The organism is Roseibium album, assembly GCF_001404515.1.
GTDB lineage: Bacteria > Pseudomonadota > Alphaproteobacteria > Rhizobiales > Stappiaceae > Roseibium > Roseibium album.
Genome location: NZ_CXWE01000010.1, coordinates 50402 through 62800 on the forward strand (window position 1 = coordinate 50402; position 12399 = coordinate 62800).

General features: G+C 59.4%; 6 protein-coding genes. All 6 read left to right on the forward strand.

The features are described from left to right. From LA5095_RS27470 to LA5095_RS27495, 6 genes are read left to right on the forward strand one after another with little or no spacing between them, the layout of a single operon-like run. Positions 1 to 1731, forward strand: a complete 1731-nt coding sequence (locus LA5095_RS27470; protein ID WP_055120944.1) for a phage baseplate assembly protein V — start codon at positions 1 to 3, stop codon at positions 1729 to 1731. 18 nt (positions 1732 to 1749) lie between these two features. Further along, on the forward strand, positions 1750 to 2049 hold the full coding sequence (locus tag LA5095_RS27475; RefSeq protein WP_055120946.1) for a PAAR domain-containing protein: 300 nt from the start codon (positions 1750 to 1752) through the stop codon (positions 2047 to 2049). Positions 2050 to 2052: 3 nt separating this feature from the next. Then, positions 2053 to 2448 carry a GPW/gp25 family protein gene (locus LA5095_RS27480; protein ID WP_055120948.1) on the forward strand — a complete coding sequence of 132 codons (396 nt, stop codon included), beginning with the start codon at positions 2053 to 2055 and terminating at the stop codon, positions 2446 to 2448. Next, positions 2445 to 6074: a baseplate J/gp47 family protein gene (locus LA5095_RS27485; protein ID WP_055120950.1), complete on the forward strand. Its 3630-nt coding sequence runs from the start codon at positions 2445 to 2447 to the stop codon at positions 6072 to 6074. The genes LA5095_RS27480 and LA5095_RS27485 overlap by 4 nt, the downstream gene beginning before the upstream one ends. Then, positions 6074 to 9139, forward strand: a complete 3066-nt coding sequence (locus LA5095_RS27490; protein WP_055120952.1) for a baseplate wedge protein — start codon at positions 6074 to 6076, stop codon at positions 9137 to 9139. Before LA5095_RS27485 ends, LA5095_RS27490 begins: the two co-directional genes overlap by 1 nt. A gap of 12 nt (positions 9140 to 9151) precedes the next feature. Then, positions 9152 to 12397, forward strand: coding sequence for a hypothetical protein (locus LA5095_RS27495; RefSeq protein ID WP_055120954.1), 3246 nt, complete (start codon positions 9152 to 9154; stop codon positions 12395 to 12397). Positions 12398 to 12399: the final 2 nt, after the last annotated feature.

Genomic DNA, 12399 nt, shown 5'->3' on the forward strand with positions numbered 1-12399 from the left:
ATGCCGCTCGAACCCACCCGCAGCGCTGCCCTGACCACGGTCACGATCCGTTCGAACGGTTCGGAAATACCTGGCACGTTCGCGTTGCTGTCGCTTGAAGTCTCGCAAGTCTGCGGCTGCATCCCGTATGCGCACCTCATCTTCCAGGATGGAGATCCGGCAAAACAGAGCTTTGATGTGGCAGCATCCGATGAATTCGCACCTGGCGCTGAAATCGAGATCGACCTTGGCTACAACCGCGAGGAAAATCTGGTTTTCAAAGGGCTTGCGACACGATTGCGCGTCGAGGCTCCGCTCAATGGATCATCACGGTTGCATGTTGAAGTCAAACATGCCGCGTTCCGTATGCACCACGCACGGCATTCCAGGGTCTGGACCGATGTGACGGATGCAGACGCCCTGTCTGATCTGGCAGCCGGTTATGGCATCGGCTTTGACGGCAGCTCGGAAACAGCGCGACCACAGCTTGTGCAGCACCAGGCTAGCGATTGGGACTTTTCGGTGTTGCGCGGGGAACGGATCGGGCAACTGTTGCTCGGCGGACCTGACGGGCTTCGGTTGTTTGCTCCCGATTCCAACGCCGAGCCGTCGGTGACGCTCGAATATGGCCGCACGCTCTTCAGTCTCGATCTGGAATTGAACGCGGAAGCTCAGGCGGCCGAGATTTCAGTCGGCGCGTGGAGCCCGGCAGACGCTTCGATCGAAACGGCGGAAAGTGCGGCAGGCGATGTCGCGGGGCCCGGCAATCTCGATGGGTCTGCTCTGGCGGAAGCCTCCGGCGTGAAGCCGAAACCAAGGCAGGCGGGTGCGCGCGACCAGGCAGAACTCGACGACTGGGCTCGCGCGGCGATGCAGCGCCGACGCTTGTCGGCGGTCACCGGGATGGTGGAGGTGCAGGGTTCTTCAAGTCTCAACGTCGGCGACACGGTCGACCTGAAGGGATTGGGTCCGCGCTTCGATGGACCGGCGTTTGTTTCCGGATTGCGTCATTCGATTTCGCGTGGCGATTGGCGCTGCTTCGTCCAGATTGGCCTCGATCCTGCCTTCCACGATGAACGGCACGACATCTGTGCACCACCTGCTGCTGGTCTGATCCCGTCGATATCGGGGTTGCAGATCGGCATTGTCGACGAAGTTCACGATGATCCTGCAGGCGAAGACCGTGTCGCTGTCCGGCTTGCGACGGAAACCGAGACATCCGAACCCATCTGGGCACGACCGATGAGTGTAGGCGGCGGTGCGGAACGGGGCCTGGTCATGCTGCCGGATCCCGGTAGCGAATGCCTGCTCGGATTTTTGGACAGCGACCCGCGCGATCCTGTGCTGATAGGCGGTCTGCACAGTTCTGCCGCCGCTTCACCGCTGCCAGGTGCGGACGGTAATGATCTCAAAGGCCTGGTGTCGCGTGCCGGCACCCGCATCGTCTTCGACGATAGCGGACCTTCGCTGGTGATCGAAACGGAGGGAGACCGGACGATCGCGCTCTCCGACGACGATGGCACGATCGTCATATCCGACAGGGCCGGCAACAAGATGGAATTCGACGACAGCGGCATCACGCTTTCCAGCAATTCCGACATCACTCTGGATGCCAGGGGCGATGTCCGGATCGATGGCATGAACGTCAACGCCGCCGCGAAAATTGGCATGGAGGTGAAGGGGAACACCTCGGCCAATCTGAAAAGTTCGGGGTCGACCGTCGTGCGCGGCGCGACAGTCGACATCAACTAGGAACACGGGAGGATCGACATGCCACCGGCTGCCCGGATCAGCGACTTCCATACCTGCCCGATGCAGACCCCGGCTGTCGTGCCGGTCCCGCATGTTGGCGGGCCGATCGGTGGTCCGGGCGTGCCGTTGGTTAGGATCGGCGGCTTGCCTGCAGCGGTTCAGGGAGACATCGCAACATGCGTTGGCCCGCCTGACACAATCATCAAGGGATCAATGACGGTCAGGATCGGAGGCCGTCCGGCCGCCCGTCAGGGAGATCCGACAGCACATGGCGGAATGATTGCCATGGGGCTTCCAACAGTCCGGATCGGAGGGTGAGAAATGGCCGTCGAGGACCGCTTCATCGGTACGGGTTGGGGGTTTCCGCCGACATTCGAAAATGGTGCGGTTGAGATGACCCAGGGCATTCAGAACATTCGCGAAAGCCTCAGAATTATCCTGACAACGACACTTGGTGAACGGCTCATGAGGCCGGATTTCGGGTGCAGGATCAAGGAAGAGGTTTTCGGGCCGATGAATTCCACGCGCCTGACGATGATCGAAACGGTGATCCGGCGCGCTATCCTGCTGCATGAACCGCGTGTCGAGGCAAAACGCGTCGCCGTGGAGGCCCGGCAGCCGGAAGGCATTCTGGAGATTTCCCTGGAATACGAGATCCGGGGAGCGAAGTCGCGGTTCAGTCTGGTGCTGCCTTATGAGCTGGAGGCCGTATCATGAGCACCTGCGATCGCCGTGGCCCCTTGTCAAGAACCGGAACGGCGCAGCCGGACCGCGACATCGCCGAACGGCGGGCAGATCATTTCCAGCTCGATGAACGGGATGTTGCGGATCTGATCCAGTTCGGAAGGCGATTTGCGCGGCAGATCAGGTTTTATCGGAAAGACGGTGCTGCGGCAGGTGATTGGGCAGCCTTCTTCGACAGCGACATCTCTGCTGTGCTGGCGTCTGTCGCGCGGTTGCCGGTTGAGCCCTTCCGGCGTGCGCTCAGCGACGCACAGGGCTTTCTTGAAAGCGATCCGGCGCGGCCGGAGGCGCAACTGCGTGCGCATTTTGCACTGGTATTTCATCTTGCGATCGCGCTTGTACAGGAGTTGACGCTTCGCTTGTCCCCACTTGAGGCCGAGCATCCCTTCCGCCGCAGCATCACGAGACTTCTGGTGCAAAGCGCGGCACCCCGTCTGGCTGAACTTGCCCGGTATCACCAGGGGGGGGTCGACGAGGGCGTTGTCCTTGCGAGTGCGCTCAGCAAGAGCAATCTCAACACCTCCGACAGCCCAGGGCCCGGACCACGTATCGCCGACGAGGTTCGCGACATCATCTTCAACGGCGAGGCCTTTGAAGTCACATCGCTGCCTGTTCATGTCGTGAGCGGCTTCGCACCCACCGGTTGGAGCGATTTCTATGACGCGCAATCTCCGGATCCCTCTCCCTATCAGGACGGTTCGGACGTATACGCGCAGATTTACGATGCGTTGAACTACAATCTGCTCGTCTCCACCATGGAGCGTATTTTCCAGGCGCTGGCCCGTGCCAGGAAGGAAGCGGAAGCCCAGCTCAAGCAAAGCCTGCAAGACTTTGCCGGCCATACGCCGCACTACGGACTTTGGCTTGCGTTCCTGTCGATATATGACCGCGCAAGGCGGGAACTGAATGACATTACCGGCCGGCACATGGACTTCTACTATCAGGACGTCCTGCGTCTTGCGCGCAAGGCTCCGGACGCGGATCACGTGCATCTGCTGGTCAAGCTGGCACGGGGAACCGAAGCGCATTTCCTGCCCGCCGGCACTGCCGTCAGGGCAGGGAAGGACGACCAGGGAACAGACGTCGTCTACGAACTTGACGAGGATTTTGTTGCCAATCGCGGCCAGGTCGCGGATTTGAAATCAGTAAACATCGAGACAAAGACATCCGGTGGCAAGCAATATGTAACCGCCCGCGGGTCTCCCGTCACCGCGTCAGCAGACGGGCTGGGGTCCGAACTCCCGGAAACATCGCCACACTTTACCCCCTTCGGTCCGGCGAACGCCCCGTTTGCCCGCATCGGGTTCGCCGTCGCCGATCGCCAGCTTTTCATGCGCGAAGGAAGTCGGATCGCTACCATCAGCTTCAAGACATCGGTGTCCGCTCCGGTTTCGTCGCTGAAAGGGTTCAAGACACGGCTGACAAGCGAAGACGGTTGGCTGGAACTATCTGCTCCGTCCGAACTCAAGGTCAAGATTTCAAAGGAATTGCTGGTCTTCACGCTGACACTTGGCGGCGATCATCCCCCGATTGTCCCACACGATCCTGACGTGCATGAAGGTCTCTACCCGGCCGGACTTCCGGTGGCCGAGATCCTGCTTGACTGGGACGGAAACGAAACTGCGGCCTCCGGAACGATGGCGCTCTTGAGAGATGCCGATCGCAAGAGCGTGAAGATCCAGACCGAAGCCTCCGGACTACGGCAGATGAGCATCCGGACGGATGACGGTACCGCAGACCCGTCTGCAGTTTTCACGCCGTTTGGCGTGCAGCCCCGCAAGGACGCGCACTGGATAATTGGCTCAAGCGAAGTGTTCTGCCGTTCCCTGGATACGCTGACGGTCAAGGTGAAATGGGCGGAGACCTATGTGAAGGGGCAGTTCTTCGACAATCTGGACGCCGGCTCATATCAGGTCGGCTTTGACTATCTTTCCGGCGGCATGTGGCGGAGCGGCGATACGAAGACGGCGTCCCTGGATCTGGGCGGCACGGGCATGCGGACTATCGCGGCAATAGAGCCGGGTACGGCTGCCGCGGACGCAGAACTGTTGCCTGAAGATCAGCAATTCGACGCGAAACAGCGCTCGGGTTTCATGCGATTGACGCTGAACCGCGATTTCGGACATGACCGCTATCTTGATGCCAAGACGCTCGCGCTGATCAATCTTGCCGGTGGCGGTGGAACCCAGCCGGTCATCATGAGCGCTGGCAATGTTAAGTCTCCCGAGGTTCAGATCCATCCAAGTGTTGCACCGGGTTTCGAAGCCCTCACGCTGTCATCTGGATTGCCGGATCCGCCATACACTCCGGAAATTGCGGAAATCGCCCTGGATTACAAGGCAAAACAGGTCACCGCTCAAGAAGTTTGGCGGCTGCATCCGTTCGGCATTGAACCGGCCAACGGGCAGGGTCGAATCCTGCCGGACCTGCCCTTCGAAGGAGCCCTGTTTATCGGTGTCATGGCTCTCGATCCGCCCGAAACTCTGTCTTTGTTGATGCAGGTTGCCGACGGCACGGGCGATCCGTTGCTTGAATTGCCTGAACTCGACTACGCCTGGCTGAGCGATGGTGGCTGGAAGGCATTCAAGGCTCAGGACGTCATAGACCGGACCGGAAATCTGGCAGGGTCCGGACTCTTGTCGTTTGCCGTGCCGCAGGAAGCATCGACGTCGGCACCCCACATGCCGTCCGAACTGCACTGGTTCAGAATATCGGCACCTGCAAACGATGAGGCGGTCAATCACCTTCATCTGGTTGCTGCCCAGGCACTTCAGGCAACCTTTGTCGATCAGCGCAACGATCCTGCATTTCTTGAGAACCGGCTGCCGCCCGGAACAATCGGCAAGCTCTTGCGTCCGGATCCGGCGGTCAAGGGATTCGAGCAGCCCTTTGCCGGTTTTGGAGGTCGTGGACAGGAAACGTCGGAAGAATTCCGTCGCAGGGTATCAGAGAGACTTCGGCACAAGGATAGGGCCGTTACCATGTGGGACCATGAACATCTTGCCCTCGAAGCGCTTCCGCATGTCTATCGGGCAAAGTGTCTCAATCATACGGAACTGAAGCGTCAGTCCGGCAAGGTTGTTGGCGACAACGAGATTGCACCCGGCGCCGTTACCTTTGTCGCTGTTCCCTACACGTTTGGTGCCGATCTCAGGGATCCTTTGCGACCCTATTCAGATCGGGCGACGTTGCGCGACTTGCAGGCACATCTCTCGCACCGCTGTTCTCCGTTCGTGAGACTGGAAACCGCCAATCCGAAATTTGAGGAAATCCACGTGACCATGAATGTCGCGTTCCGGGCGGGCATCGCGGACACCGACTTTTATCGCAAGGAGATCGAAAACGCATTGATCGGTCACCTTACGCCCTGGAAGGAGAAAGGATCGCGCGGCGTCGAATTCGGCGGCAAGGTCTACAAGTCGACTGTGATCGACTTCGTCGAGGAATTGCCGTTCGTCGATTACCTTGAAGACGTGAAACTTTTTCACAGGCCGGACCTGGAGGGACCGATCCTTCAGGTCGATCTTGAAATCATCCAGTCCTCGACGGCGCGTTCGGTTCTTGTCTCGGCGCGGACACATAAGATCGGACTGGTGTGATGGCAGACGATCTCTTCATTTTGCAGGGAAACAAGCCGGCCGGCGCACAGGACTACGAGGCTCTGCGCCGGTTGGGCGTCGAACGCATTACCGCCTTGTGCGGCGAAATCTGGAGCAATCACAACTCATCCGACCCCGGCATCGCGATGCTCGAAGCGATGGCATATGCGATAACCGATCTTGGATATCGCACGGCTTTTCCGGTTGAAGACCTGCTGACACGTCCGGACGGCCTGATCGGGCCTGCTTCGGAAACGGGACTTTTCCCTGCGCACGAAATCCTGACCACGTCACCCGTTACCGTCAACGATCATCGTCGTCTTCTGATCCGGATCGAAGGTATCCGCAATGTCTGGCTAGACCCGATGACCGATCCGGAAGAGCCCGACAATTTTCGCCTTTCCGAAACGCCTGTTTTTGCCGACTGCCTGGCAGATGCCTTGTCGCACGATCCGCTCAACGTGGAGGGTCACGACAATCACCCCGTCAATGTAAGTGGTCTCTACCGGGTTCTGGTGGAACTTCCGGTTGATGATGCGCTTGGCTCTCTGAACGAGGCGGCCCTGGAAGTAACCCTGAGAGCGGGACCGCTCAAGGGCGTGGTCCTCACGCTAAATCTGCCTGGTGATACAAATTTGCCCTTCGAACAAGAAGGTCTTCCCGACCCGTTCGATCCTGATGCAGTGAATGTCAGTAATGTCACGGAAGTCGGCAACGGCATCGAGTTCAGTGCGAACATCGAAGTTGAGCAGGGTGGAAACCCGATTGCCTCGCTTGCCGGGCTGGAAATCACGGTTCTCGAGGACCGGCCCAGGCCCGCTGGTGATCCCGTGGTCGTCACCGCTGCCGATCTGCAGGATGCATTGGAAGAAACAGGTCCCGCCGGTCCGGCAGGCCTCTTTTTGCGCAAACGTGAAGCACGCCGCCGCGCCCTGACCGCCGTCAGGCGGGTGCTCCATGCCCACCGTCCCTTGTGTGAAGACTATCTGTCCATCGACAGTGTCGCGCCCTATCGCGTGGGACTGTGCGCTGATGTCGATGTGACACCCGCCGCCGATCTTGAAGAAGTCGAGGCGCGAATTCTGCACGCTGTCGAACTCTACCTGAACCCGCCGCCGGTTTTCCGGACACTGGATGCACTTTTGGCCGAGGGTGTTCCCGCAGACGAGATTTTCAACGGACCTTATGTCAACTTTGATTTTGAAGTTGAAGACCGCCCCGTCTTCACCAAGCCTGGGTTCATATCCGATGACGATCTGGCCGCTTGCGAGTTGCGCCGAAAAGTTCACGTCTCAGATCTGATCAACATTATCATCGACCTGGACGGCATCGTTGCCGTCAGGGACCTTACGCTGAGGGCTTACGATCTGCAGGGTGTGCCGCTTGGCGACACGGAGCATTGGACACTGGAGGTTCCGCCGGGACATCAGCCGGTCCTGTTTTTCTCCGGTACCAAACTGACCCTTTACAAAAACGAGTTGCCTTACCGTGCACAGCCCACCGAGCTTGAACGCACGCTCGAGCACCTTCGCGCGTTGTCAAAGGCAGAACTTTACGTGCCACCCGATCAGGTCCTTCCGCCGGTCAGAGGCCGCTGGCGGAACCTCGACCAGATCCCGACCCTGCAAAACGAGTTGCCGAGGAATTTCGGCACGGATCGCTTCGGACTTCCGCCCGATGCAACGAAAGAGCGGGTCGCACAGTCGAGGCAGTTGAAGGGTTACCTCACGTTTTTCGATCAGGTTCTTGCCGACTACCTTGGTCAGCTCGCGGCCGCGCGCCGCATCCTGTCGCCCGACAAGTCCCTCGAACGGACCTGGTTTCCACCGCACCTTGGCCATTTTCCGGGACTTCGCGAGGACTTCCCGAGCGAGTTTTTCGTCAATCCGGGGCAGATGACAACGAGTGACATGTTCAGGGTCCGGCTGAACGAGACGGAAGAGGCGTTTCTGGACCGCAGGGCCCGGGCATTGAACCATCTGATCGCCCGATTTGCCGAGCGTTTCGCCGACTATGCGCTGATTTCATTCCAGTTGTCTGGCGACCGGCTGATGACCGCTCGGGAATTGCTCGACGAAAGATGTGATTTTCTGGCTGAATATCCGCTTGTCAGCCGCGAGCGCGGCGAGGGTTTCAACCAGTTGCCTGAAGCCCCGGCGGAGATTTGGAACAGCGGCAACATATCCGGTCTGGAACGCCGCGCAGGACGCCTTCTGGGCATCTCCGACCTGGATCGGCGCGACCTTCATTGCGGCCAGGTATTCGATGTCTTCTTTGCAACTCGGGAGGACGGCGGGAGTTTTCGAGTTGCAATCGTGACGGACGATGATGAAACGCTGTTTTCCTCCGAGGAGACCTTCGCCACCGCCGGCGCTGCACTGAATGCGGCGCGGCCGCTTGAATTCCTGATGGCGGATGAAGACACATATGTGATCGACGACAGTGCGGGCGAGGGCGCCGTGGTATTGCGTCTCGAGGGTGGCGGGACAGTGCTGACGCGGCAAGGGACGTTCACCGAACCTCATGAGGCTTCGGACGCCGCCCGGCGTTTGCTGTTTCACTACAATGCGCTTTTGCAGCAGGACTTTTGCGAAAGCGAAGGCATGCATCTGATCGAGCATATTCTGTTGCGGCCGCGTGCGCCGGGCGATGCCCTGATGTCCGTCTGTCTCAGCGAGGATTGCCAATTCTGCGGTGAGGAAGACCCTTATTCCTTCAGGGTTTCCATTGTCCTGCCCTATTGGCCGGAACGGTTCAGAAACCTGCATTTCCGGCGCTTCGCCGAACGGGTCATTCGCGAGGAATGCCCTGCTCATATTCACCCGCGTATCTGCTGGGTGGACAACGCCGATATGGCAGCGCTCGACGCGGCGCATCGGGCCTGGCGCGAGGCATTGGCCACGTGGCCGCGTGACGATGCGCTGCTTGCCGGCGCCGCTGCGGAACTGATCGAGATTCTCGACAATCTGCGCACCATCTATCCGCCCGCCACGCTGCATGACTGTGACGATGGCGGCGATGACAACATCGTCCGGCTCGATGAAACCAATCTCGGATTTTTCTGAGGGAGAGACACTATGAACGACCATGCATTTGCACATTTCGTTTCCGGTCAGGTTCTGGGCGCACGCGCCTTGAACGATCTTGTCTCCTACCTCGAGGGTCAGGACCGGCTGAGCCGGCGCGCGCTATCAGGTATTGGTGTGGTTTGTGGCTTCGACGTCGATGCCGAAGGCCCGCTCGTTCATATCTCCAAAGGCGTCGCCGTGACATCGGAAGGCTATCTGATCGCGGATGAGGCAGAAAGCTATGACCGTTTCCGCCCCTATGAATTGCCGGTCTCGGACGCCGAGGAAGTGTCGGAAGACCAAATTGCCGAAGAACGCTATCCGTTCTTTTTCGTTGATGATGAACAGATCCCTCTGTTTGAACTGGTCGATACCGATTTTGCGCCTGCCCCCGGTGAAGATGAACCCGAACCGCTGACGGCTGCTTTCCTTCAGAACAAGACAGTGATGCTGTTTCTCGAAACGCGGCTTGAATCCCTCAAGAGCTGCGATGTCAACGACTGTTCGGACAAGGGGGCTGAATGGCGTTTCACCGTCCGTCGGCTTCTGCTGACGCGGGATCAGGCAGACGCGATCCTCGTACGGGAAGAAGAGATCGCAGGCAGGCCGGTCGATCGGGCAACGCACCCCATGAACGAGCTCGTTCATCTGCGTTTGGAAAAACTCAAGATCGCTGCCACCGGCACGGACAACTTTGCCGGACTGATCCTCAGGATCGTCGGAATTGCCCTCAAGTTGAGCCAGCACCTGCCGAGTGCCTTGCGCGATGCCTATGCCGCCTACGGCTATCTTCTTGAAGACATGTACGACGAAAACGCGGATGTGTTTCCAAATACCTATTTTTCCAACGTCTGGGGGCAGCTTGCCCAGAATGTTTTCATGGCGCAGTACATGTACGACTACATGCGCGACGTTGTCATGGCCTACAATGAATTCGTCCAGGCGGCCGCAAGGTTCGAGCAGGAATGCCTGCCGAATTCGGGCCGGTTTCCCCGTCACGTTTTTCTGGGCGATGCGACCGACAAGCCGGATGCGTTCACGACAGACTTTCCAACTCCACAGGACGTGATTACCTGGAATCCGTTCAAGGCAAGCACCGGGTCCGGACTGAGACCGCGCGTGGCCGAACGCCGGACGCATTTCATCGCGTCGCCGGCACACACTCATGGCCCCCGGCTGGAGGAGGTCCGGTCGCTGTTCCAGCGCATGCACCTCCTGGCGTTGACCTACCGAACGACATCCAGGGTACAGGCACCCATTCGGCTGACACCCAGCAAGACTTGGGATGCGCCGCTCAGCGACCGGGCCATCCCGTTTTACTATGCGTTTCAGCCCGGCTCGGACCTCCACGCCAACTGGAGTTTCACGAAGACACGGACGCGGCTTTTGAACACCGTTTATTCCTACCAGTTCAGCGCGCCGACCGACGCGCATCCGCTTCATTTCCGCCTGGACGGCCAGGATTTCATCCGCATCGAAGGGGTCGTCGGAAAGCCGCTTGGGTCCGCGATGGCACAACTTGCCGGCTGGAAGCAGCAGCTGGGCCTGTCATTTTCCATTGAACCGGTTTTCATGCCGCTGACGCTTGGCCCGGATGACGGGACAGGAAACAAACTCGACGATGTCGCGCGCAGCCAGATGCTTCAGGCAGCCCGACAGCTTTTCCTGTGTCGTCTGAGCGATATCGACCTGATTTTTCTTGTTGTCATCAGGGCGATCTTTGCGTTCATCGTTCTACTGCTCCAGCGGCTCTGGCGACAACCTGTCCGGCCAGGGTCGGTCATGAGGCGCGGCGATGACTTCAGCGGCCCGGATCTCGCGGACGGAGTCGTCGCCGGGGGGCTGCTTGAAGTCACAACGGCATCTCGTTTTGCGCTCGATCTCGATCCGAAGGAAACGGAAGTTCTCAGGCAGCGTTCCGACGTGCTCCGCTCTGATATCATTTCCCGTCCCTATAGCGTTGACGAGGTGCTGGGCCGGGTTGCCGGCAAGCAGGAAGACGGAACCGCGGGGGACCTGTTTGCCAGGGTAGGTGATCCGGGAGGTGGCGGCAGCCTGTTCGATCGGACGCAGCGAGCGATTGTCGCCGAAGGTGGAGACGAGGTCGACGTCAAGGCAGCTTACGCGCCTGTCAGCCTCATGTCCCAGGGCATCGGTCTGATGAACATGCTGTCGGTCGACAGTCTGGCCGAATTTCAGGTCAATGAATTCGGGCGGTTATACAGAGGGTTTTCGCAAGCATATCTGAACTACACACAGACGTTTCGTACAGCCCCGATCGAGGATCCGGAGGCGCGCCGGAACCAGGCACGCGTCGTTGCCTCCGCAGGGCTCGTGGCGGCTCAGAGCAGCGCCTTTGCGGCGGCCAATATCAATTCGGAGATCACCGCAGCTCTCCAGCGTATGCTGTCGGATTTGACGCTCGGAGGTTACGCACGGCGCCATCCCGGACTTGAGCATCATTGCGGTGTCAACGTCGGCGGAACGTTCGTGCTTGCCTATTGCTCAATCGATGCGCTTGTTGAGCAGGCCCGGCCAATCGACGGGGTCACGACCGGTCCGATCAGAAAGCTGGATGACGATCGGGACAACGGCAATGACGCCGCAATCGACGGAGCGTTGTCAGCGGTGGGGGCGGCGCATGCCTTTGCCACACGTGATCCGCTCGACCGTTTCGTCGTGCTCGCCGATTTCTGTCTGCCCTATCATTGCTGCGATACGGATTGCTCGGACCTGTACCTGCGTCGCCGGTTCTCCGCCAATCCGTTTGACCCGAACGGCAATCCGGGGCCGATGGGCGTGCCGCCCTATGACGACGACGAACCTGGCGGTGGTGGTCCGGACGATATTGTGTCCCTGATTGATCAGCCGATCGTCAACGATCTCAAGTCAGCGGGCGGCATTCTTTGGAATCCGGGAGACTTTGTTGTGCCTGACAGTGACCGCGACGATGACGACGATATCAGGGACGACCCGCCGCCGGACAGGGCACGCGCAATTTTGAGGGGCGTTGTCATGCTCGACTCGGATCGCAATCGGGACCCGGTTCCCGAAACGGAGGTCATCCTGTCCGAAACCGGGGCGCCGACCCGCCGGGTCCCGACCAAGGGAGGCAAGTTCGAAATCCCGGTCCGGGCCGGCATGCTGGCAGTTGGAGCTGCGTCACCGGACCTTCAGGGGATCATGACCACGCTGCATCTTGATCCGGGCGAGGAGCATGAGCTCACGCTGCTTGTTTCCCAACGAAGGAGATGATC